The sequence below is a fragment of the Desulfonatronum thiodismutans genome, assembly GCF_000717475.1.
GTDB lineage: Bacteria > Desulfobacterota > Desulfovibrionia > Desulfovibrionales > Desulfonatronaceae > Desulfonatronum > Desulfonatronum thiodismutans.
In genome coordinates, this window is the sequence record NZ_JPIK01000028.1 from 82,283 (window position 1) to 105,622 (window position 23,340).

16 protein-coding genes are annotated in these 23,340 nt (G+C 58.7%); 3 read left to right on the plus strand and 13 right to left on the minus strand.

The genetic code is table 11. From position 1 onward, the window contains the following. Positions 1-24: 24 nt before the first annotated feature. From dnaB to cls, 12 genes are all read right to left on the minus strand, one after another. Complete coding sequence (gene dnaB, locus GY33_RS0118590; protein ID WP_031388768.1) at positions 25-1,395, minus strand: replicative DNA helicase; 1,371 nt, start codon at positions 1,393-1,395, stop codon at positions 25-27. 60 nt (positions 1,396-1,455) lie between these two features. Beyond that, on the minus strand, positions 1,456-1,983 hold the full coding sequence (gene rplI, locus GY33_RS0118595) for a 50S ribosomal protein L9 (protein WP_031388769.1): 528 nt from the start codon (positions 1,981-1,983) through the stop codon (positions 1,456-1,458). A gap of 13 nt (positions 1,984-1,996) precedes the next feature. Continuing rightward, entirely contained in the window at positions 1,997-2,257 is a 261-nt protein-coding gene (rpsR, locus tag GY33_RS0118600; RefSeq protein ID WP_031388770.1) for a 30S ribosomal protein S18, read from the minus strand. 2 nt (positions 2,258-2,259) lie between these two features. After that, a complete protein-coding gene (gene rpsF, locus GY33_RS0118605; protein ID WP_031388771.1) occupies positions 2,260-2,571 on the minus strand; it encodes a 30S ribosomal protein S6 in 312 nt (103 codons plus the stop codon). Between the two features lie 339 nt (positions 2,572-2,910). Beyond that, positions 2,911-6,534 (minus strand): PEP/pyruvate-binding domain-containing protein, encoded by a 3,624-nt coding sequence (locus GY33_RS0118610; RefSeq protein WP_031388772.1) that lies wholly within the window; start codon positions 6,532-6,534, stop codon positions 2,911-2,913. 189 nt (positions 6,535-6,723) lie between these two features. Then, the gene (locus tag GY33_RS0118620; protein WP_031388773.1) at positions 6,724-10,425 is read right to left on the minus strand and encodes a pyruvate carboxylase; all 3,702 of its coding nucleotides are present in this window, start codon (positions 10,423-10,425) and stop codon (positions 6,724-6,726) included. Positions 10,426-10,665: 240 nt separating this feature from the next. Next, on the minus strand, positions 10,666-11,586 hold the full coding sequence (locus GY33_RS0118630) for a biotin--[acetyl-CoA-carboxylase] ligase (protein WP_235185566.1): 921 nt from the start codon (positions 11,584-11,586) through the stop codon (positions 10,666-10,668). Between the two features lie 180 nt (positions 11,587-11,766). Beyond that, entirely contained in the window at positions 11,767-12,996 is a 1,230-nt protein-coding gene (locus GY33_RS0118635) for an HD domain-containing phosphohydrolase (RefSeq protein ID WP_051822843.1), read from the minus strand. A gap of 94 nt (positions 12,997-13,090) precedes the next feature. Continuing rightward, on the minus strand, positions 13,091-14,386 hold the full coding sequence (locus tag GY33_RS0118640; RefSeq protein ID WP_084185384.1) for an MATE family efflux transporter: 1,296 nt from the start codon (positions 14,384-14,386) through the stop codon (positions 13,091-13,093). Positions 14,387-14,496: 110 nt separating this feature from the next. Then, positions 14,497-14,898, minus strand: coding sequence for a PaaI family thioesterase (locus GY33_RS0118645; RefSeq protein ID WP_031388777.1), 402 nt, complete (start codon positions 14,896-14,898; stop codon positions 14,497-14,499). Between the two features lie 206 nt (positions 14,899-15,104). Further along, complete coding sequence (locus tag GY33_RS0118650) at positions 15,105-15,716, minus strand: YqaA family protein (protein WP_031388778.1); 612 nt, start codon at positions 15,714-15,716, stop codon at positions 15,105-15,107. Positions 15,717-16,215: 499 nt separating this feature from the next. Further along, on the minus strand, positions 16,216-17,649 hold the full coding sequence (gene cls, locus GY33_RS0118655; protein WP_035272705.1) for a cardiolipin synthase: 1,434 nt from the start codon (positions 17,647-17,649) through the stop codon (positions 16,216-16,218). A 272-nt stretch (positions 17,650-17,921) separates the two neighbouring features. Here cls and GY33_RS0118660 point away from each other — a divergent pair, with 272 nt between their 5' ends. Together GY33_RS0118660 and GY33_RS0118665 are read left to right on the plus strand one after the other, a co-directional pair. Further along, positions 17,922-19,973, plus strand: a complete 2,052-nt coding sequence (locus GY33_RS0118660; RefSeq protein WP_031388780.1) for a methyl-accepting chemotaxis protein — start codon at positions 17,922-17,924, stop codon at positions 19,971-19,973. A gap of 105 nt (positions 19,974-20,078) precedes the next feature. Continuing rightward, complete coding sequence (locus tag GY33_RS0118665; RefSeq protein WP_031388781.1) at positions 20,079-20,570, plus strand: chemotaxis protein CheW; 492 nt, start codon at positions 20,079-20,081, stop codon at positions 20,568-20,570. A 224-nt stretch (positions 20,571-20,794) separates the two neighbouring features. Here the strand turns inward: GY33_RS0118665 and GY33_RS0118670 are convergent, their stop codons facing one another. Beyond that, positions 20,795-21,808, minus strand: a complete 1,014-nt coding sequence (locus GY33_RS0118670; protein ID WP_031388782.1) for an alpha-hydroxy-acid oxidizing protein — start codon at positions 21,806-21,808, stop codon at positions 20,795-20,797. Between the two features lie 360 nt (positions 21,809-22,168). Between GY33_RS0118670 and GY33_RS0118680 the strand changes: the two genes are divergently transcribed. Beyond that, positions 22,169-23,275, plus strand: a complete 1,107-nt coding sequence (locus tag GY33_RS0118680; protein ID WP_031388783.1) for a two-component system sensor histidine kinase NtrB — start codon at positions 22,169-22,171, stop codon at positions 23,273-23,275. The last annotated feature ends 65 nt before the right edge of the window (positions 23,276-23,340 follow it).

Here is a 23,340-nt window from a genome sequence, read left to right on the forward strand (position 1 = left end):
GGGACAGGTGCGCAAGAAACAATCCTACGCGCCGGATTGAAAACTTTCCGAAGGCGGCGGGACATCAACCAGATTTTCGAACGCGGTGTACGAGTCCAGATAGGCCAGTTCCACCTCGCCCACCGGCCCGTTGCGCTGCTTGCCGATGATGATCTCCGCAATGCCCTTTTTGGGATTGCCTTCCTGCTTGTTGTAAACCTCGTCGCGGTAAATGAAGGCGATCACGTCCGCATCCTGTTCGATCGCGCCGGATTCGCGCAAGTCCGAAAGCATCGGCCGCCGGTTGCTGCGTTCCTCGACCTTTCGGTTGAGCTGGGCCAGGGCGATCATCGGCAGGTCCAGTTCCTTGGCCAGCCCTTTCAGGGTCCGGGAAATTTCGGAAATCTCCTGCTCGCGGGAATCAATCCGTCGACTGGCCCGCATCAACTGAAGATAATCCACCACCACCAAGCCCAAATTCTTTTCGGATTTGAGCCTGCGACACCTGGCCCGGAGGTCGAGGGTTCCCAGGGCCGGGGTGTCGTCGATGAAAATGGAAGCCTGGGACAAGGCATCCGCGGCATGATACAGACGGGTCCAGTCCTCGTCATTCAGGAAACCGCGGCGAAACCTGGCCAGGTCCACCTTGCCCCAGGCGCAGAGCATGCGCATCATCAATTGCTCCTTGGACATTTCCAGGGAGAAAACGGCCGTGGGGACTTCCTTGAGTATGGCGGCCCGCATGGCGATGTTCAGGGCAAAAGCGGTCTTGCCCATGCTGGGCCGGGCCGCGATGATGATCAGGTCCGAGGGTTGCAACCCGGCGGTCATCTCATCCAGCTTATGGTAGCCCGTGGGCACGCCGGTAACCAGCTCCTGGCGCTCGACCCGCTTTTCCAAGTGCTCGAAGACCTGATTGACCAGTTCTTTGGTGGTGGAAAAAATACTCTTGGTTCTATTTTCGGAAATAGCGAAAATGGCTGCTTCCGATTCGTCCAGAACCTTGTCAACGTCCTGTCCGCCCTCGTGACAGTTGACGACGATGTCGGACGCGGCGCCGATCAGCCGCCGCAAAATGGCTTTGTCCCGGACGATCCGGGCATAGGATTCGCCATGAGAGGCGGCGACAAGGGATTCGGTCAGGGAAGCCAGATATACCGGACCGCCTACTTCTTCCAGTATCCCCGAGCTTTGAAGATGGTCGACCAGGGTGACCAGGTCAATAGGCACCCGGCGCTGGTAGAGCTGAATGCAAGACTGAAAAATGCTCCGGTGAGCCGGTGAGTAGAAGTCGTCCTCGCCGACGATTTCAAGCAGCGAGTCGATCAAGTCCGGACGCAAAAAAATCCCCCCCAGAACCGCCTGTTCGGCTTCCAGGTTCTGGGGGGGCGTCTTGCCGGTGATGGTCGCCGTCATTGGAACGGCGGGGCTTTTTTGAGGTGAGCGTGGCACGAGCCTATCCCAGCGGGGGAGAGCCTACTCCTCCGCTTGCGTTGCTTCGATGGCTGATTCGGTCGTCTCGACTGCAGCAGCTACCGAAGCTTCGGCCTGGTCCGCATCGTGACGCACCACGGCAACCTGAAGCTGGGCCCGAATGTCCTGATACACCCGGACTTCAACGGTGTACTCGCCCAGAGCTCGCAACGGCTCGTTGAGCAGGATGGTCTTCTTGTCCACGTCCAGGCCGTAAGCCGTTTGCAACAGATCGGCGATGTTCCCGGAGGTCACCGAACCGTAGAGCCTGTCGCCTTCGCCGACGCGCACGGGAATCCGCAACGCCACGGCGCTGATCTTGTCGGCCAGCTCCTGAGCCGCGAAGCGCACGGCGTCAAGTTTTTCCTGAAGTTTTTTCCGCTCCAACTCAAAGCGTTTTTTATTGGCCGGAGTGGCCAGCATGGCCAGCCCTTGAGGAATCAAGTAGTTGCGGCCATACCCGGGCTTGACGTCGACCACTTGGCCGAGAGCGCCCAGGTTGTCCATATTCGTACGCAAAATGACTTCCATAACCAACTCCCTCCTAGCCGGTGGTCCGTTTCATGGCCTCAACGCTGTGCGTGGCCGTGTAGAACATCAGAGCCATCTGCCGGGCGCGCTTGATTTCCGTGGTCAATTCCCGCTGGTGCTTGGCGCAGGTTCCTGTCACGCGACGGGCAATGATCTTGCCCCGCTCGTTGACGAAGTCCCGCAGCAGGTCGGGGCGCTTGTAGTCCATCTTCAGATCCTTGGACGCGCAGAATCGACAAAACTTTTTCCGGGGGGTGAACTTTCTGAATGCCATGTTCAGTTCTCCTTGGGTTCTTCGTAGGTATCGGCCAGTTTCACGGAAAGAAACTTATACAGTCCTTCCGTGATCCGCAGATTCCGCTCCATCTCCGCGACAACCGTGCCCGAGGCCGCGTATTCCAGACGGAAATAGTGCCCGCGGGTCTGCTTGCGCACCGGATAAGCCAAGGCCCGCATCCCCCAGTCGTCCTCCGCCAGGATCTTGCCGCCGTCCCGCTGCACAATGGCAGCCATTCCGGCAACGATCTCCTGACGACGCTCTCCCGGCATTTCCGGGCTAAAGAGCATCAATGTTTCATAGTGCCGCATGATCGTCTCCTCCTTGCGGTCTAATTCGGCCCTGGCCCCCAAGGCCAGAGCAAGGAAAAGAGGAGACATAAACCCTGTGCTCTTGTCTTGTCAATCAAGTTCGCGACGCTCACACGCGGAACTCGGTTGAGCAGCGGTCAGCACGCCCAGGCAATGTTCACGTATGTTCGTGATCGACAGAGGAGAACAAAGTTGAAGCGCCGGATGCTTTTCACGAACGTGAACGGTCACGGCGTTGGGCTTCATGCCATAAAAAAGGCCCCGATTCCGGGGCCTTTCTCATTTCGTTCGTTCAAACCAACGTGATGTCGGAGAGGATAACAAGGGAAAACCGACAGTCTAACCAGCGTGGCTATACCTGGCCCGCTGCTCGCGCAAGGCCGCGACCTGTTCTTCATACGACTGGAACCCGGAATGGCGCAGGGCGTCCAGGACGGTCTCCTCCCAATCCCAGTTGGCGTAGATCGCCGGCTTGTGGAAGAGCCGCCGGAATTGATCGATCTCTTGACGCAGGAAATCCTCTCGGGGTTTGCCGATCTGATCCTGAAGTTGTTCGTGCAGCCGGGTCATTTCGCCCTCGAACCAATCCATCAAGTCCTTGGCCGTGCGGTTCTTCTTCAGAATATGGTCGTATTTGTTCTCGGCCATGACCTTTTTCAAGCGTTCCAGATGCTGTTCCTTGAGCCACACGCCCAGTTTTTCAACGGGGATCTCTTCGGCTTCCAGTTCGGCGACATCTTTTTTGGTCTGGGCGTAGGTGTCCGGCACCACGGAGGCAGAGACAATGCCGGCGATGCAGACCAGACCACGGATGATCTTGCTGTTGGAAACGCCCTGCCCGCAGAACCCGACTTTTTTGCCGAACTTCTGGCCGGTGAAGATCGTGCTCAGAATGGCCCAGACCACGGCCGGATCTTCCTCGTCGTAGATGTGCCGTAACCGCGGGTTGTCCCGGTCCGTACCCAGCACCAACTGGGTCATATCGTTGGAGCCGATGGAAAAGCCGTCGAACTCCTGGATGAATTGCTTGGTCAGGATCGCGTTGCTGGGGATTTCGGACATCAGGATGATCTTCAGGCCGTCGTCCCCGGATTTAAGGTTGTGGACGCCTTCCAGGTAGCGGCGCATGCTGCGGGCCTCTTCCAGGGTGCGCACGAAGGGCAGCATCAGATTCAGGTTTTTGCCGCCGAAAATCCCCCGGGCCTGTTTGAAGGACTCAATCTCCCAGTCATGGATGTTGCGGGAGACACCCCGGAAGCCGAGCATCGGATTGTCTTCCATGGACTCGAAAAGCAGGCCGCCCATCAAATTTCGGTACTCGTTGGTCTTGTAGTCCGTGGTCCGGTAGATGATCTCCTTGCCGTAAAAGGCCATGGCGAACAGGGAAAGACCCTGGGCCAGGGTCTGAATGTAGTGTTCCTTGCCGGACCGATACCCCCTGGAACGAATCAGATCCTTGATCCGTTGCGGCAGGGTGCGCACCTCTTCCCGCTCCCGCTCCAGGCCGGAACGCAACGCCACTTCCGTGCGCATGGCGTCGATGCGTTTCATGATGTCCACGACCACCGGCTCGTCCTTGATCCGCTGGATAATCCCCTGGACCCTGTCCTCGATTTCCTGACGATGCTTGAGTCGTTCTTCATCCAGCCCGTGGGTGCTGTCGAGCAACTCCGAGAAGCCCATGATCGTAATCACGTGCTCGCGCAGATCCGGAGCGGTTTTCAGTTGCTCCAGCTTGTGGGAAGCCAGTTCCAGATGCTCGTTCAGCTTAACGTCCAGGTCCCGCAATTGCCGGTGGATGGCCAGAACCTGATCCGTGCCTTTGTCCCCGCCTTTCTCGGTGAGGGTTTCGATCTCCTTGCTCAGACCGGTGATGATGCCCACGTACTGGCGTAATTTAAGATCAAAGGTGATGATCCCCTGGGTCAACTGCTCCCGAACCAGCTTGGTCAACTCGTTGTTCAGTTCGGTCAGCTTCTTGTCCACCAGACCCTGCAGTTGGCCGTTGTCGTAGGCTTCCAGGGCCAGGGGATGAACCCCGACGCTGCCCAGCATGAACTCGGCGCGGAGTAAGCCGACTTCGAAATCCGGCAGTTCCCGCAACCTGGACAAAAAGAGCGCCTGGTCCACGTCGGCCAGAATCAGGCCGATCTTGGTCTTGGTCTTCGGCAAGGCGCTGACGTCGATCTCCCCGCCCACCTCAACCAGAGGCAGCAAACCTCGATAGGCCCGCCCGCGGGAGCCGTCCACGGTCACTTCCTGGCCGTCCAACCCCTGGAGCGTCTCCAGGCGCTGAATGCCGATCACCGCGGGAATCCCCAACTCACGAGAAGTAATGGCCGCGTGACTGGTGTCCCCGCCGGCATCAGCGAGAATGGCCGAGGCGATCCGCATTCCGGGCACCATGTCCGGGTCGGTCCGGTCAGCGGCCAGAATGTCGCCCTTGGTGATCTTGTTCAGTTCCAGAGCAGAGCGCAAAAAGCGGACGATTCCTTGCCCCGCGCCGCGGGACGCACCGTTGCCCTCCAGGATGAGTTCGGCTTTCTGGATGGCGGACGGATCTACCTCCAGCCGACGCATGAAGATCGTATGCGGATGCTTCTCCAGTTCCTCGTTCCAGCGGGTCTCCGGCCGGGCCTGGACGAACCAGATTCGGTCCGAACTGTCGATGCAGAACTCGGTGTCCGTGATCATTCCGCCGTAGCTCTTGCTGATGCAGCGCACGCCCCTGGCCAGTTCCTCGGCCTGAGCCAGGGAGAGGGACCAGCGGAAGACCTCTTCGATGGGGACGTCCGCGGTGACGGTGCCGGCCCCTTTTTCCGCGTAAATGATCTTCTTGGTCTTGAAGCCCATGTAGCGCAGTACGATCTCCACACCGTCGTCGCGCTGAAACACGTAGAACTTGTCCGGAGTGACCATTCCGCTGACCACGGCCTCACCCAGGCCGTAGCTGGCGTCAATGGAGACTAGGTCGTGACGATCCGTACCCCGACAGCCCGTGGAAGTGTCCGCGCTGAAGGCTGTTCCGGAGATCATCGGATTGATCATCCGCATGATGCACACGGACAGGGACGTGTTCTCGATGGCCCATTCCTTCTTGGCGTTCTCCACGATGGACTCGTCCCCGGTACGTTCCGCCAGGGCGACCATGTCCAGGATGGCTTCCCGGCGATAGGTCATGCTCCGCAGGTTGTAGGCCGAGGCGCAGTCCCACTGGTAGGCTTCCACCACGGACTGCTCGCCGACGATGTTCAGGTAAGTGTCCTGCAACCCGGCAAAGGCCTTCTTGCGGCTGTCCTCTCCGGCGGCTGACGAGCGCACGGCCACGGGGATGTTCTCCAGGCCGGCTTCCTTGCAGATGTCCGTGTAGGACTGCTTGACGGCGTCCTCCAGATCCGCGGGCATCTGAACGGCCAAAATGGCCACCTGGACCAGCACGGAACGCTTGCGAAGCTGGTCAATACCCTCGGGAGAGACGGCAAATCCTTCAACGATGTTGTTGATGAAGGTCCTCAGTTTGACCTGACTCTCTTTCCCTTTCTCGGAATCCTTGATCTGCTTGGCCAAACGGCGCACAAGGTGCCTGATGAATTCCGGGTCTTTGTTGATGTCGGAATCATTCCAGTTGATCCGGTCGTACTCCTTGTCCACGGAGGACCGGATCAATGCCGCGTTGACCTTGGTCTCATCAAGCAGCCTATGAAAGACAATGGATGATATGGCCCTGAACTGAGGGGCGCGGATGTTCTCGACCTGACTGATCAGGGCGGTGTTGTAGTTCTTCCCTCCCACCAGCAATTCCGCGGGTTCGCCCAGCGTGACGATGTCTTCGCCGGTCAGGACGAGTTTCTTCTCAATTACCGCGATCTCGGCCTTTTTCGCCCCCTTGGCGGCTTTGACCTCGGCATCGGCGACGGCGGTCTCCTTGGCGGGTGAACCTTTATCCTTGTCTGATTTGGCCATTATCACTCCTCCTTCACGGCACGTTCCGGCTTTACGGGCGACAACTTCATCCCGGGAAAAGGGCAGTCGGTCTCCAAGGTATTCATGTCGTGGCGATCCTCAAACAACCCCAATATCTCAACATGCAACTACCGCTGTACACTTAGCGTTTCAAATCGCGCGAAGTCAATCCGCGCGACGCCTTGCAGGTCAGCCTTCCTGACCGTGTTGATGACCGCAGGACGGACAAAAGTTCACCTCTTCCAAAAGGGGCAACGGGCAGGAGCAACCGCCGCACAGACGCGGCATGTCGCTGAGTTCCACCAGCAGCTCGCCTTCGCGCACCGGAACCATCTTGCGGTCCTCGGTGAAGTTGGCGAATTTCAGGACACGCTTCACCTGGCCGTTGACCGGAGAAAGGATCGACTTTTCCTGCTTCATGACGGAAATGTTGAACAACTCCTCACCTTGATGGACCACGTCACCGGGCTTGACGTGCATCACCCAGAGATCCCCGTTGCAGGGCGATCCGACGTGGTAGGGATTGCCGGGAACGGCCATCTCCAATCCTTCCTGGACCTTGCCCGAAGCCTCGGCCACCTTGACCTGGTGGGTAAGGAACTCCGAGTCCAGGGTATAGCGAACCACGCTCACCCCCTGGGCGTCCGGGCGGGAAATGTCCAGAATCATCATGGTCCGGGGCTTGCCGTCGCTGTCCAGAAACTGCATCTCCTGTCCGGGCTCCAGCCCCTCGAACCAGACATCCAGAGGAAGTTGGTTCGGGTCGCCGAAGCGCTGCCGGAATTCGATGGTCTTCAGCGCGTCGCCGGGATGGTTCAGGTAATTGACGAACTCTTCATGCGAGGGATCGCGCTTGATATGTTCGGACAGGGTTTGGCGTTCGGCTGCCAGGTCCACATCGACGATGTTGTCCAGTGGGGAGACTTCCACGCGCTGGGCCAGGGCCTTGCGATAGTCCGGTCCAAAGGCGCTCTCATAGACCCAGTCCGCCGGAAAGCCCAAAGGCAGACGCCCGAACTTGCCCAGCAACAAATTGCGAAACGCGTCGTTGCTGTGCATGTACAGCTCCAGGCGGGCCCGTCGGATATCCTCGGGCAGCTCGGCCTCCGGAATGGTGGTCACGGCTTCCAATACCTGGAGCATCCTCCGAACGGCTCGCTCGCCGCCCTGCTTGAATGCCCCGGTCACGGCCAGAAACGCCGTGTTCCAGGTCACCTGGGAACCGGGGGTGACGTCGTGATAGCGGACGACTTTACGCGTTCCGGCCAGGAACTTGAGCATGTACGGCAGCAGGTGAATATAGCCCTGCTTCATCGCCCCTTCCTGAGACGACGAGGTCGCCCCGCCCGGCATGGCGTGCTCCACCACGTCGTGGTCGATGCCCTGAAAATAGGGCGCGGTGTAGCGGTCGTAGTAGGGCATGATCTGCTTGAGCACGAAGCCGCAGGTCCGGATCATCTCCTTGTTCAGGTTGGTCTTCAGACCCAGCTCGTCTTCCAGGTAGGCCGCGGTGGACAGCACCTCGCCCTGGCCGTACCAGCGCACCGCCGCGCCGATGCCCACGTCCACGATATGCGCTCCGGCCTGGGCCGCCGCTCCCACCGCCGGCACGAACAGGCCGTCGGTATAGTGCCGGTGATAATGGACCACCAGATCAGGATATTTGGTGCGAATCGCCCCCACCAGCTCGCGCATGAACCGCGGCGGGCAGACTCCGGCCATGTCCTTCAGGCCCAGGGCGAAATGCCGGGTGGCCTTGATCCGGTTCATGCCCGTAACCCCGGAAACCATGTCCAGAACTTCCTCCACCACGCCCAGATAGTGCGGGACGTCGAAGCCCTTGGCCCAGGACATCGAAATGGCCGGCTCGAAGATGTGCTCACGGGAGTTCAGCACCACCTCGGCAAAAGGACGCATATTTTCGATATGGTTCAGGAAGTCGAAGCAACGAATCACGTGGTAGTGCTCGCAGACCATTTCCCCGGTCAGACGCATCACGTTCTTGGATTGCGGCTTGTAGCCCAGCACGTTGGTGGAGCGGATCAAAATCTGCTTCATGGTCTTGGGCGCGAACTGATTCCACTCCATGGCCTCGGTGAACGGGTAGGTCATGTTGGCCAGCATGGCTACGTGGTAGTGCGCCCCGCCGCCGTTTTCCAGGGAGAAGAAGCCGCAGTTGTCCAGGTACGGGCCGATCAGCCGATCCTCGGCCAGGCGGAAACGGTTGCCGCTGTTGGACTGGGTCAGGTCGCGGGTGGTGGTGTCCACGAAGTGGACCAGCCCGGAATCCCGGATGTAGTCCAGCAGAGCCAGCCGGTCCCCGCGGGGATAGGCGGGCTTGTGGGCGTTGAAGTCGATCTCGGGAAGCACCGGAGAAAACCGGCCCACGCGTTTGTCATGGCGGCCCCGGTATTCGCCGAGCTGGACGTAGGAATTGTAGCCGTGGGCGGAAATCTCCGCCACTAGGCGGGAAAGGCGCAAAGCCTGGGGCTCCTTGTCAACGTATTCCAGGAGTTCAGGGGTATTGGCGATAAAGTTTGTGTCATACTCGCCGGACCGAAATTTGGGATGAAGCATGATCTGGCGGTGGAACGGGATGGTCGTCTTCACCCCGCCGACAATGTATTCCCGCAGGGCACGGCTCATGATGCCCAGAATCTTCTCCCAGTCGCGGCCATAGGCGATGAGCAGCGAGGCCGCGGAATCGTACTGGGCCGGGAACTCGTAACCCACGGAAATGCAGGAATCCACGCGGATACCCTGACTACCCGGGGAGATGTACCGGGTGAGGGTTCCGGAGTTAGGCGAAAAATTCTGCTGCGGGTCTTCGCAGTTGATGCGGACCTGCATGGCATGGTTGGACGGCAGGACGGTCTTTTTGGAGAAACGCAGCTTGGAACCGAAGGCGATGGCAATCTGCTCCTCCACCAGGTCGATCCCGTAGCGGCATTCGGTGATCCCGTGCTCCACCTGCAAGCGGGTGTTCACCTCGATCAAGTACGGGGTCGCATTCTCGTCCAGGAGGAATTCCACAGTGGCCAGCGAGTAATAGCCCACGCTGGTGGACAGTTCACAGGCGTATTTCTTCAACCGTTCCCGCAGTTCCGGAGTAAACTTGGGCCAGGGTGAAGGGGTGATCTCCACCAGCTTCTGGTGGTTGCGCTGCACCGTGCAGTCCCGTTCGTCCAAGGCATGGGAGTTGCCGTACTGGTCCGCCACGATCTGGATCTCAATATGCCGCACCGAGGTCAGGAGTTTCTCCACGTACAGCCGAGGGTTACCGAAGGAGGCTTCGGCCAGAGCCGAAGCCTTGGCAAAGGCTCTCTCCAATTGCTCGGGCTTGTAGACTTCGTAGATGCCTCGGCCGCCGCCGCCGCCCTCGGCCTTGAGCATCACCGGAAATCCCAGAGAGTAGGCGATCTCTCGGGCTTCGGCCACGCTCACCGCGCCGTCGGAGCCGGGAACCACCGGCACTCCCAACCTTTTGGCCAGTTTGCGGACCTCGACCTTGTTGCCGAGCAAATGCATGGCTTCCGGCGGAGGGCCGATAAACGTGATTCCGGCGGCGGCGCATTTCTCGGGAAAGGATTGATCCTCGGAAGCGAAGCCCCAGCCGGGATGAATGGCGATCACGCCGCGGGCCTTGGCCTTGCGGATGATCAGGTCGATATCCAGATACGCCCGAGGATTCTCCCCCAGCAGCATCAATTCCTGAGCCCCGGCGGTGAACGGCGCGGTCTTGTCCACGTCCGTGGCCGTCATGATCGGTATGGCGTGAAATACCTCCTGGATGGAACGGACGATCCTTCGGGCCGGAATGCCCCGGTTCGCCACCAGAATCGGCTTGCCTTCAATTTCCCTGGCCACTTGTTCGAAAGTCTTGGTCGCCATCGATCATCACCTGTATTCAGTTATGTGGTTTGTAGTCCTGTCGCGTCGCCGTCCCAGGACATGTTCGCGTGAGATTTCCAAATCATATTCATGCCAATCAGAACGCCAACGGCATATTTGGGGGCGGGATCGGTATCGAAATCGTTCTCATAAAAAAAAGACTCATCTCCCCCGATTCCGATACTGATTCCGACTTTAAGTTGATCCCGTAATATCCATTACCGCCTCCTCTCCTGGAGCTCACTCTAGAAGACGAATATCCCCGGATGTGATCCGCCGAACTTTGCCGTCCACGGAAAGCAGCAAGCCGCCGTCATCGGACACCCCCAGCACCACGCCACGGACGTCGGCACGGCCCTCGTCATGTTCCCCGACAGCCACGAGGTGATCTTTCCACAATAAAACGTCCGAAAAGGCCTCGGCAAAATGTTCGGGCCGGAGTACGGGCAAGTTGTGCTTGTACCAGGATTCGTACTCGGAAACAAGCCGATCCCAGCACGTTGCCGGACCGATTCGACCGCCCATGGCCCCGGCCGGAAACGCCGCTCCATCCCGGAGCATGCCCGAAGCCGGAGCCGCGACGAGGTTCAATCCCAGTCCGACCATAACGGTCTCTCCGCGTTGCTCGGCCAGAATCCCGCCAATTTTTTTTCCGTTCCAGACCAGATCATTGGGCCACTTCAGCCGGACTTCCCAGCCCAGGCTTTCAAGAACACGGGCCGTCAGCCAGGCCGGGATCAGGGACGTCAGACCGTCCCATTCGCCTGGAACCATCGGAGATCGCCAAACCACATGCAGATTGCCCGGCATCGACTGCCACGGACGTCGGACCTGCCCCCGCCCTGTCCACTGGGTCAAGGAGAGCACCGCATCCCATTCCGCCCCCCCCCCCCCCCCGTTCAGCTTCCAGGCAACATCAAAGGCCGAGGAGCAGTCCCGGCATATAAAGACGTTGCCCGTTCCGCTTCGGGCGGCGGTCCACCCCGTGACCCCCAAATCGCCGCCGTCAGGGCCATCAAGGGCCACCCTTCCCTCGCACCACGGCCCCCAATCCCGCATAGCCTGCTCCCAAAGCGGATGGACCGCGGACACTTTTTCGGGGCACGATCCGTCGAGCAGTTCCTGAACGTCTCCGGAAAATAGAAAAGCCGTCGCCTGCATGGTCACCGTTTACCTCATTTTGGGGAAACCGTCGGGATCTCTGAAGATGAAACCATGGGAACCACGGCGGCACGGGGATCATACTCTGGTAAAAACCAGGGTTTCTCTCCCCGTGATCCCCGTGTGCCCCGTGGTTGAACAACTTGGCCAGAGGATGGAAACAGCAGTGGTGCCCCAGGGCTACACTGTTTCCTGATACTTGGCCCGTATAGCCTCGATGACGTCCAGAATGGACAGAAAGGCACTCACGACATCGGGGTCGAACTGCTTGCCGGACTCATTGCGAATCACGTCCAAGGCCATGCCCATGGTCCAGGGTTCCTTGTAGGCTCGCTTGGAAATCAGGGCGTCGAACACGTCGGCCAGGGCCACGATGCGGGCCGGCAGGGGAATGTCTCCCCCCGCCATGGTTCCCACGGTCATGGCGTCCACGTCTTCAATGTTCGACACTCGGCCCGGATAGCCCTTGCCGTCGAAGCGCTGGTGGTGGTTCAGGGCGATCTCCCGGGCCATGACGTCCATCTCAGACGTAGCATTGCGAAACAAATGCGCTCCATACAAGGTATGGCGCTTCATGGTTTCGTACTCTGCTTCGGTCAACTTGCCGGGCTTTTTGAGAATAACATCCGAGATGCCAACCTTGCCCACGTCATGCAGCATGGCGGCCATCCGGATCAGATCCTTGTGCCGCTTGACCTCCGAAGCGTCCAGGCTGCTTTCTTGGGCCATGCGGTGATAGATTTCCGCGGAATACGCCCCCACCCGCTGGACATGCGGTCCGGTTTCCGCCGGGTCCCGCAACTCGGACATGCGGATGGTCCGCAGAATCAGTTCGCTGGTGGCCATGCCGTTCTCGATACAGGCCGAGGCGTGATTCGCCAAAAGACTGACGCAGGAAACAAACTCCTTGGGAAAGGGAACCGCATTGCCGTCCAGGTCCAGAGAGTTAATAAGCTGGAGCACCGCGCAGACGCGTCCTTGAAAGTTGATCAAGGGCAGGGAAAAAACAGACTTTGTGCGGTAGCCGCTTTGTTTGTCAAAAGCGGGGTTGAATTTGAAGGGGTACGAGGGAGGCAGGGCATAGACGTCGTCAAGAAGCAGGATTTCGGAATGTTTGGCCGTAAACCCGGCAATTGAAAAATCATCGATGGGCACTGAGGCGTTGAGATAGAGGTGTTTGTTGATCCCGTGGGCACTGAACAAAAAATCGTTATGCACGATGCTGAACACGAGACGGTCTTTTTTGACCAAAAGGATTGAACCGGCTTCCGCATTACAGATCGCACGGGCCTCAAGAAGAATGCGATCCAGTATGGCATCCGTTCCACGCAACTCGCGCAGCTTCAGAAATACAGCCAAAGCATGTGTCATTCCTTCGTTCACCGAAGAGACGCCGGGCACGGTCTTCATGAACCACCTCGCTGTCGTCAATTTATCGAGAAAGTGGCATCCACCGAGTCATTCACTACTCTCATCCGAGCCGGATAGAAACCACTCAGCCCCTTCACCGCTGCTTGCGCATGGCAAAACGCTGCCAGTTCCAGAATTGGTAAACGTAGGCCACGCAGAGGGCCTGGACGGCCATGGACAGGAACATGGCCAGCCAGATTCCGGTGGCCTGGACGAAGATCATGTGGCCCAGGACGAAGGCCAGGGGGATGCGCACCAGCCACGCCGAGCCACCCATGATCAGGGATTGGTAGATGGTCGCCCCGGCCCCGGTGAGCGCCCCGCCCAGGATCATGGAAATCAGTAAAAAAGGCATGGCCGCGAGGTTGTAGCGCAAGTAGTTCACGGCCTCGTCCCGGACATCCGGGTCCGGGGCGACGAAGGCGGCGATGGGTTCCAGGAATTGCCAGAGGACCACGGTCAGCAGGCAGATCACCAGCAGCCCCTGGCCCAGGATACGGTAGCCCATGCGTTTGGCTTCCTCGGGCTTCCTGGCCCCCAGATAATGTCCCACCAAAATTCCGGCCGTGAAATTGAAGGCGAACCCGGGCAAGAACATCAACGATTCCACGCGCATTCCGGCGCTCATCCCGGCCAGGGCCACTACGCTGCCCTCGGGCAGGCTGGCAGTGATGGAAAACAAGGTAATGTAGGCGGAGTGCCAGACCAGCTGCATCACCCCGGCGGGCCAAGCTACCTGGAACAGATAGGGAAAAGCGCACCGAATCCATTTCCAGGGGGCGAAGCTTCTGCGCACCAGAAGCCCTCTGCGCCGCAGAATCCAGACATTGAACAGCCCGCCGGCCAGGACCGAACCAAAGGTGCTCCAGGCCAGCCCTTTGTATCCCAACTCCGGAAACCCGAACATGCCCAGCCCCAGAGCGAAATCCCCGAAGGTGTTCAATCCGGCCACCAACATCATGCAGTACAGCGGATAAAGGACCAGTTGCTGGGCCCGCAGGATGGCGTTGCCGATGATGAACAGATAGTAGGCCGGCAGGACCAGCAGATAGACGCCGAGCAGATAGGTCATGATCGGCAGCATGCTTTCCGGAGTCTGAAGAATCCGGATCAGGGTTCCCTGAAAGGCATAGCCGAAGACCAGCAGGCCCGCGCCGAAGACCGCCGCTGTTTGCAGGCTGAGGCCCACGTAGCGTTGGACCCGATGAATCAGACCCGCGCCGTAGGACTGGCTGATGGCGGCAACGGTCCCATTGCTTACGGCAGTGGCCACCACCAAAAAGATGAAAAAGGACTGGCTGACCATGCCCATGCTGGCCTGCACGTCCCGGCTGATCCGCCCGGCCACCCAGACATCGACAAAGCCGATCAGGAAGTGAAACAACATCATCACCACCTGAGGCCAGGCCAGCCGCCAGATGGCCTTGGTGGGCGAGGCGGTGGGATCGAAGCTGATCTTTTTCGGAGGAGGAGGCGGGACCGTTCCGCCCTTGGGATGGTTCAGCAAGGAAGCGGTTCCTTCTTCCGGTAAGCCAGCCCCTGAAACGAGGCCACCAGATTGGCGGCCTCATCGCGAACTTCCACCAGATAGCTGGCCATTCTTCCGCCCTGAGTCAGCTCCCTGGCCACGGCGGTCAGGACGCCGGAAGAAACGGGCCGGTGATAATGAATGCTCACCTGCACCCCCAAAGCCACGTTGCCGTGGGAGTTGCAAGCCGCGGCAAAGGCCAGGTCCGCCAGGGTGAACAAGGTCCCGCCATGGGCCATGCCCAGACTATTGGTATGCTCATCAGCCAGGGTCATCCTGGCCGTGGCCGTCCCCGGCCCGATGTCCACGATCTCGATCCCCAGAAATCGGGCCAGCCGATCATTGGCGTTGATATATCCCTTGACCTTCTCCATGACCTTTCCTCCTGACTCCTGTACTTATTTTGTACTTGCTTTCAAGCATCGTTGGGTCAACTCGGGACCTGGAATCGAGATCGAAATCGCAATCGAGATCGAAATCGTAAAAGTCATGCATATCCTGGAACGATTTCGATACCGATTTCGATTTCGACCCTGAGCATGCCCTGACTACTCGTGTCATGTTGAGCGCAAATACAGAACTACACCATCTTCAGCACCACGAACCCGCCGACCAGCAGCACCGTGAACAACACCGCCAGCAAATTGAAATACTTGTCGATGAACGTGGTGATCTGCGCTCCGAAACGCCAGATCAGCCAAGCCACCAGGAAAAACCGGGCCGAGCGGCCCACCAGGGAAGCCAGGATGAAGGGAACCAGGGAGATGTCGAAGGCCCCGCCGGCGATGGTGAACACCTTGTAAGGCAAGGGCGTGAACCCGGCTGTGAAAATGATCCAGAAATTCCAGGTCTCGAACAGCCCCTGAACCATGGCGAACTTTTCCACAGTGAATCCCGGAACGGTATTGAAAAAGAACTGAGCCAGAGCGGTAAATTCACCGCTGAGAGTCCACCAGGAATAGTGGCCGATGGCGTACCCCAGCAAGGCCCCGCTGACTGAAGCGACGGAACAGACCGCGGCAAACCGGAACGCCTTGGCCCGGGCCCCGAGAATCAGGGCGATCAGCAGCGGGTCAGGTGGAATGGGGAAAAACGAGGACTCGAAAAACGCCAACACGAAAAGAGCCGCTGCCCCATACGGAGTCGCGGCCCAACTCAACACCCAATCGTACAAACGACGCACAATGTTCACGACGGCCCTTCCCTCTTCTTGCCCATGCCAAGCCGACATGGCGCGTTAATTATGGTTGCATGTGGAAAAAGCAGTACTCAAAAGCCAAAAACGGCTGGCCGTCAAGCAAAATACGGCATGAAAACGCTACAGCCAAACTTCGTTTTTTACCGTCCGAGGAAGCTTCAGGATGTTCAGTATTCAAAATCTGGAACTCCGCAAATGGTAATCGTTGACTACGTTTTACCGAGGAGGTTTCAGCAATCCTGAAGGGATTTGATCGTATAGCCGGTGGTTTCAACCACCGGGTTGGGGGATATAAAGGGCTTGAGTCCTGGAAGGACGACATTTCATGCCGAAAAAATGTCGTCCTTCCAGGACTCAAGCCCTTTAATTTTCATCTCCCGGTGGTTGAAACCACCGGCTCTACGATTTCTCCCCTTCAGGGAGATAAAGCAAGGTGCCACACGGCCCTCTGTGGAAACCGCACGGAATGAACAAGTCCATAAAAGCGCTCGGCCTACAACAACGGACTGAACACCTTGGCCATGGCTTCCAAAAGGCGACGGGAGAAGGGGCGGCGGTTCCAGGTTTGAGGGTCGATTTTTTGGGAGCGGGACCGGTACTGGCTTTGCAGTTGACGGACCGTGTACAGGAATTCCTGGTCGAAGAGAAAAAGAACCACTTCCAGGTTCAGGTAAAACGAACGGATGTCGAAATTAGCCGAGCCGATCATGGCCATGGAGTCGTCCACACGCAGCAGTTTGGCATGCAGCATCCCGTCGTCGAACAAAAAAATGTTCGCGCCGTGCTCCAACAAGACGCCGCAATAATGGTAACTGGCAAGGTCCACCATGGGATGGTCGCTGCGTCGGGGCAGGATCAGGTCCACCACCACTCCGCGCCCCACGGCTAGGCGGAGCGCGGTAAGCATTCCTTCGTTGGGAATGAAGTAGGGGGACGTGATCACCACCTTGCGCCGGGCCGAATGGATGGCCTGGATCAACAAATCCTGGAATCCTTCGGTGGGCAGATCCGGACCGGTGGGCACGATTTGCAGCGCAACTTCGCCTTCTTCCAGGACCGGCGGATAGAGTGACCCGCTGTCCAAGGCCTCGCCGGTCTCCTGGTACCAATCCTCCACGAACACGGACTGCAATTGCCGCGTGCTGGGTCCGACGATCCGGACCATCACGTCGTGCCAAGCTCCGGCCTTGCGATGGCCGAAGACCGGCTCCACGATGTTCTGGGACCCGGCATAGGCGACGGAGCCATCAATCACAGCGAGCTTGCGATGGTTTCGGATGTCCAGCCGGGCCAGGCGCATCCGGAGCGGATTGGCCGTCAAGCCCGCCACCACCTGGACCCCGCTCTCCTGGAGCTTTGCCCCTAGGCCGCTGAACATCCCCCTGGACCCGACCATATCCGCCAACAATCGACAGCGCACGCCGCGCTTCGCCGCCCGGATCAGAGCCTCGCCAACCTTCCGGCCCATGGCATCATCTCTAAAAATGTAAAACAGCAAGTGGACATGCTCTCGGGCCTGGTCGATATCCGCGACCAGACGCCGAACCACGTCGTCGATGTCCGCCAGCAGATCCACCCGGTTTCCTCCCAGAAGCGGCAGCCCGCCGTGGCGCTCGGCCAGCTGAATCAGAATCTCATGATCCCGCCGGACCCGAACGTCGTCCACTTCAGGGAGGACGGCATGGTGACGATGGACGGCGTCAAAAGACTTGTGCCGCTCCATGCGCTTGCGCACTCGCAAAAATCCCAAGCTCTGCTCGCCCAAAAACACGTAGGCGATCAGTCCCAGCCAGGGCATAACGAAGATCACCGCCAGCCAGGCCAGACACGTCGCGGCGTTGCGTTGGCGCATGGCCACCACCGGGATCATGGTCAGCCGCACGATCCAACCGCTGATATCCAATGCGAGGGACAACCAAAACAACATTCTCAAACCGCCTTAAACTTTTTATGATCGCCATTTGGCATCTATCGCAAGTCCGACTCGATGTCAGCAACCCTAGTGGTTCGAATTTCGGCTGAAAATGAAGTGCTTGCACGAATATATCACTCAAGATATTTACGCCGAAAAGTACAAAACGCCCGGTCATGGGGATACATGGATAAACCTTTTTCACTTATGGTCGATAACGGTTAAATGAACCGGTATGCCTGGGGCACCGACTCTTTGGTCATCAATCGCAATTGAGGGGGAGGACTATGAAAAATATTCGTCTTGGTGTGAAGCTCGTCGGCGGATTCGCCGCCGTGGCGTTGATCGTCTTCGCGGTCGGCCTTTTCGGCTGGTGGGAAGCCCGCAACCTGACCGGGCATATCGAAGAGGTCGGGAGCGTACGGTTGCCCAGCGCGGAGGCATTGTTAAACATTGAAAGGGAGTTGGTGACTCTGAGCGTGGCCCAAAGGACCGTGCTGATTCCAGGGCTGAGCGCTGAAGACACCAAACGACAATTTGAAGGATTTAACCAAGCGCGTTCAAGGTATGCCCAATACGTTGAAATATATGAAGCTTTGCCGACAACGGACGAGGAATCAGCCTTATGGCGGCAATTGAATGCCGTTGTTGCTACATGGCGTGATGCGAACAATACATTCTGGGAAATGGCACGTGAACTGCAAGCTTTCGGCATCAACAATCCGACGGAACTGCGAGCAAATCTAGAACAATTTCGTGGTGATCATCATGCCCTCGTGGGCCAAATTTACGCCCTGATCACCCGTGGAGAACAGTTCGAAGGCGGGGACAACCCCGAGGCCTGCAATTTCGGACGCTGGCTTGCAGGATTCAGGACCGAAAACCCCAGGCTGTTGGATATATTGAGACGAATGCCTACCTCTCACAACCCTTTCCATGTCTCCATCAGCAGGATAAAAACAGCGATATCGGACGAGAACAGCGCGGCCGCCAACCGGATACTGCTCCAAGAAACCTTGCCCATGGCCGAGGAGACCTTCACCCGGTTCGATGAATTGCTGGCCGTGGCGAATGAAATCGAAACATTGTATAATGACATGACCCGGCATGCCATGGTCACTGTTGTTGAGTATCAAGGACAAGTCGAAAGGCTGATGCGAGAAATATTGGAACTCAACCAACTTTATGCAGCTGAAGCCGTTTCTGAAGCCGAAACAGATGCGGCGATGGCCCAGACAGTGGCCATCGCCGGGATCGTCATCGGCGTAATCCTGTCCATGGCCCTGGGCATCATCCTGACCAAGGCCATCACCGGCCCGGTCAGCCGGGGCGTGCGCTTCTCTGAGGACCTCTCCGATGGCGACCTGGACGCTCATCTGGACGTGAATCAGAAGGACGAAATCGGCGTTCTGGGCAAGGCCATGCAAGAGATGCAAGCCAAACTCCGGGAGATCGTGAGCGAGGTCAAGTCGGCTTCGGAAAACGTGGCCTCCGGCAGCGAGGAGCTGTCCGCATCAGCGGAACAGATGTCCCAAGGAGCCACGGAACAGGCGGCATCCGTGGAAGAAGTCTCCTCCAGCATGGAAGAGATGACCGCGAACATCAAGCAGAACGCGGACAACGCGGCCCAGACCGAAAAGATCGCCCTGCAGGCGGCCAAGGATGCCCAGGAAGGCGGCGAGGCCGTATCCCATACCGTGACGGCCATGAAGCAGATCGCGGAGAAGATTTCCATCATTGAAGAAATCGCCCGACAAACCAATCTGCTGGCTCTGAACGCGGCCATCGAGGCGGCCCGGGCCGGAGACGCGGGCAAAGGCTTCGCCGTGGTGGCCGCGGAGGTGCGCAAGCTGGCCGAGCGCAGCGGCAGCGCGGCCACGGAGATCAGCGAGCTGTCCAAGTCCAGCGTCCAGGTGGCCGAGCAGGCCGGGGAAATGCTGGTCAAGATCGTCCCGGACATCCAGCGCACGGCGGAACTGATCCAGGAGATCAATGCGGCCAGCCGGGAGCAGAGCATCGGCGTGGAGCAGATCAACAAGGCCATCCAGCAACTGGACCAGGTCATCCAGCAAAACGCCTCGGCGGCCGAGGAAATGGCCTCCACCTCCGAGGAACTCTCCAGCCAGGCCGAGGAACTCCAGGCCACCATGGCTTTTTTCAAGATGGGCAGTGAGTCCGGGGCCATGCGTCGGGTTCAAAAGACCCGCAAACCCGTCAGCAATCTGCTTGGCAGTGGATCCAGATCCACTGCGCCCGTTCCCGCGGCCAAGCAGACCCTCAAAGGGCAAGGACTCGCCCTGGACATGGGCAAGGATGACGACGAGTTTGAGAAGTTTTAGATCGTGGTTTCGGAGTTCACGGTTCAACGGTTCACGGTTGCCTCATGCAACCTGCTGAACCGGTGAATTTGTGAACCCCGTTCCCTTCATTCGGAGGAACCCAGCATGACCGAAAAACCAATCGCAACGCTGAACCAATACCTGACCTTCACCTTGGACAAGGAACTCTATGCCATGGACATCGCCAAGGTCCGGGAGGTGCTGGAGTATACCGACATTACCCGTGTGCCGCGGACCCCGGACTTTTTGCGGGGGGTGATCAACGTCCGGGGACGGGCCGTGCCCGTGGTGGATATGCGCCTGAAGTTCGGGATGACCAAGACCGAACAGTCCGTGAACACCTGCATCATCATTGTAGAAGTGGACGTGGACGGTGAGTCCACCATCCTGGGAGCCCTGGCCGACTCGGTCCAGGAAGTCTTCAACCTGGAGCCGGATCAGATCGAACCGGCCCCGCGCTTGGGTACGCGGATCAAGACCGAGTTTATCGAAGGCATGGGCAAAAACGGAGAACAGTTCATCATTATTTTGAACATCGATAAAATTTTCTCCGCCGAGGAACTGGCCATCGTCAAGGACGTGGAAGAAGCGGCCTGACGAGCCGACCTAAGACGTAGGGGCACGACGCGCCGTGCCCCTACCCGCCCTACCGCATTCTTGATTCCCGCCAAAATGATCACCCATTTTCGCCTCTCACGGAAAAACGGCCGGTCCCCCTTGTAAAACCTGGAGGTTCCGGCCGTTTCGCTTTTTGTGAACGGGCCCAAAATTTGGAGATGATTCATATCGCCGGAGAAAAGGGCGGGCACATAGGCCCGCCCCTACAATCCCCGAATAATCCGCGAATCCACCTCGCGAACCGAGGCCGTGCCGGTCAGGACCATGCACTGGGTCAGCTCCTGGCGGATTTTTTCCAGGTACTGCGCCGCCCCTTCCTTGCCGCCGCCCAGCACGGCCACGGAGAAGGGCCGCCCGATCATCACCGCGTCCGCGCCCAGGGCCAGCATCCGCAGGACATCCGCGCCGGAGCGCACTCCGCCATCGGCCAGTACGGCGATCTGACCGCGGACCGCATCGGCCACCTCGCGCAGCACCCTGGCCGTGCCAGGCGTTCCGTCCAGGACCCGTCCTCCATGGTTGGAGACCACGATTCCAGCGGCTCCGGCATCCACGCACAGCTTGGCCTCGTCCGGCGTCATCACCCCCTTGACCACGAACTTGGCCTTGGTCCGCCGAATCACCGCCGCCAACTCGGACACGGGCTTGGGGGCCACGGGCCGGCCCATCTTGCGCAAAGTAACCAACCCGGCGGCGTCCACATCCACCCCCACCACCTCGGCCCCGGCGCCCAGGGCCTTGTCCAACTTGGTGAACAGCTCCTGGTCCTCCCAAGGCTTGATAAACGGAATGCCCTTGCCGTCCAGGGCTTTGACCGCCGCGAACCCGCTTTCATGGATAAAGTCCGGCACGCCGTCCCCGGTGCAGCCCACGGTCCCGGCCTCCACGCAGGCCGTCAGCTTGGCCAGGATATACTCATCTTCAGGCATGCCTCCTCCCATGTTGAAGGAAACCCCGCCGATGGGCGCGGCCAGCACGGGCAGGGACAGATCAAACCCCAGCAGAGAAACGGACAGATCTGGAGTAACCACGTCGTGCAGGCAGCGCATGTTGAACTGGATTTCCGCCAAGGCCCGGATATTGTCCTTAAAAGATGAGCCCGTTCCCAGGCCGCCCATCCCCGGCACCTCTCCGGCGCAAACCCGACCGTCGCACACCGGACAGACCCGGCAGTATCCCTTCATCAGCGTACGCGCTTTAGCGTGTATTTCCTTCATAACGTCCTCCTTGCAATCACGAGTTTGATTTGGTTTTACGAATCTGTTCGTAGCTACTCAGCAGGGCCAGAAAAAGACCTGGATATCGATAGCGCCGGCCTTCGCCGGCATGACTAACGTGGGAAAGGCTTGCCCAGATACGTCATTACCGGCGAAAGCCGAAATCCAGTGATGGAGAATGATCATGCACCGGATGTGCTGAGTAGTTACTCCGTTTCATGACATAGCAACAATCGTCTCTTCAGGGCAACACCCTTGGAACCAGCCGGTTTTCCTGCTAGAGTGGTGAATACGGCATCCACTCTTGCTCTGATCCCGGAGGGATGGTTCTCTCGACTTGTTTTCCCACCAGGAGGCTTCATGACGCGGTTTCCCTCGGACCGGATCGACTGCCCGCACTTCCTGCGCGACCTGCTGACGTCCTTGCCCCAGGCCCTTTTGGTCTGCGAACCCGACGGGACTATTCTCGTCGCCAACCCCGGGGCCGAGGCCATGTTCGGCCACGGGGCGCAAAGCATGTCCGGCAAACCGCTAAGCATACTCTTCACTCCCGAAGACCAGGATATCCTGTACGCAAACCTGCTCCACCTGGTCGAAGAAAAAGGAAACGTGGACGAACAGGCCATGCTGCTTCGCCGCAGCGGTACCCGATTCATGGCCATGCTCCATTTGCGCAAATACGACCATTCCCGTGGTTGTCTGCTTCTGGCCCATATCCTGGACATTGATCACAAGAAGCAAATGGAAAAGCTCCTTCAGGAGATCGGCTACCAGGATCTGCTCCGGGTGGCCAACGGTGTGGGCCATGAAATCCGTAATCCCTTGCTGATTATCGGCGGATACCTGCGCAAAATGTACACGTCCTGCAAGACCACTGACCAAGACGACACCTACTATCAGTGCATTCTGGACAATCTGAAAAAAATCGAAAACATCGTCCGCAAGATCGATTTCTTCACCAACCCGCCCAAGCCAGCCTTCTTTTCCGCGCCAACGGAACTGGTGGTGGAGATGGGCGTCTCATCCTTTTCCGACGAACTTCGGGCCTCCGGGGTGCACTGCGTAATCGAGGTGGAACCCGTGAACCTGCTCATGGACCAAAACCTGATCTCAAGAACGCTGTCCATCCTCGTGGAAAACGCCGCGGACGTGCTCCATGACGGAGGCGAGATCCGGGTTACGGGCGTCACCCGCGAACCATGGTACGTCTTCAGCGTCCAGGACACCGGCCCCGGCATCCCGGAGACGGCTCTCGCCTCAATCTTCCAACCCTTCTTCAGCACCAAGCCGCGCAGCGCCGGCATCGACCTGGCCATTCTCAAACGCATCATGGACAGCCACATGGGAAAGGTGAGTGTCTCGTCCCAAATCGGCCAGGGCACGTGCTTCGAACTCTTCCTCCCGCTGGAGCGCCGCCGTTTAATTCGCCACAGGAACCTGGCTGAACAGGGAACAACTCAGCACTGACCATGAAGCCAACCGTCCGTGACTCAACATTCGCGGTTGCTGTTACAGTCTGACTAAATGTCAAT

What these genes read in the sequence shown, in the direction of transcription:
- dnaB (WP_031388768.1), bottom strand. Translation starts at nt 1,395, where the DNA reads ATGACGGCGACCATCACCGGCAAGACGCCCCCCCAGAACCTGGAAGCC.
- rplI (WP_031388769.1), bottom strand. Translation starts at nt 1,983, where the DNA reads ATGGAAGTCATTTTGCGTACGAATATGGACAACCTGGGCGCTCTCGGC.
- rpsR (WP_031388770.1), bottom strand. Translation starts at nt 2,257, where the DNA reads ATGGCATTCAGAAAGTTCACCCCCCGGAAAAAGTTTTGTCGATTCTGC.
- rpsF (WP_031388771.1), bottom strand. Translation starts at nt 2,571, where the DNA reads ATGCGGCACTATGAAACATTGATGCTCTTTAGCCCGGAAATGCCGGGA.
- GY33_RS0118610 (WP_031388772.1), bottom strand. Translation starts at nt 6,534, where the DNA reads ATGGCCAAATCAGACAAGGATAAAGGTTCACCCGCCAAGGAGACCGCC.
- GY33_RS0118620 (WP_031388773.1), bottom strand. Translation starts at nt 10,425, where the DNA reads ATGGCGACCAAGACTTTCGAACAAGTGGCCAGGGAAATTGAAGGCAAG.
- GY33_RS0118630 (WP_235185566.1), bottom strand. Translation starts at nt 11,586, where the DNA reads ATGCAGGCGACGGCTTTTCTATTTTCCGGAGACGTTCAGGAACTGCTC.
- GY33_RS0118635 (WP_051822843.1), bottom strand. Translation starts at nt 12,996, where the DNA reads ATGAAGACCGTGCCCGGCGTCTCTTCGGTGAACGAAGGAATGACACAT.
- GY33_RS0118640 (WP_084185384.1), bottom strand. Translation starts at nt 14,386, where the DNA reads ATGATGTTGTTTCACTTCCTGATCGGCTTTGTCGATGTCTGGGTGGCC.
- GY33_RS0118645 (WP_031388777.1), bottom strand. Translation starts at nt 14,898, where the DNA reads ATGGAGAAGGTCAAGGGATATATCAACGCCAATGATCGGCTGGCCCGA.
- cls (WP_035272705.1), bottom strand. Translation starts at nt 17,649, where the DNA reads ATGTTGTTTTGGTTGTCCCTCGCATTGGATATCAGCGGTTGGATCGTG.
- GY33_RS0118660 (WP_031388780.1), top strand. Translation starts at nt 17,922, where the DNA reads ATGAAAAATATTCGTCTTGGTGTGAAGCTCGTCGGCGGATTCGCCGCC.
- GY33_RS0118665 (WP_031388781.1), top strand. Translation starts at nt 20,079, where the DNA reads ATGACCGAAAAACCAATCGCAACGCTGAACCAATACCTGACCTTCACC.
- GY33_RS0118670 (WP_031388782.1), bottom strand. Translation starts at nt 21,808, where the DNA reads ATGAAGGAAATACACGCTAAAGCGCGTACGCTGATGAAGGGATACTGC.
- GY33_RS0118680 (WP_031388783.1), top strand. Translation starts at nt 22,169, where the DNA reads ATGACGCGGTTTCCCTCGGACCGGATCGACTGCCCGCACTTCCTGCGC.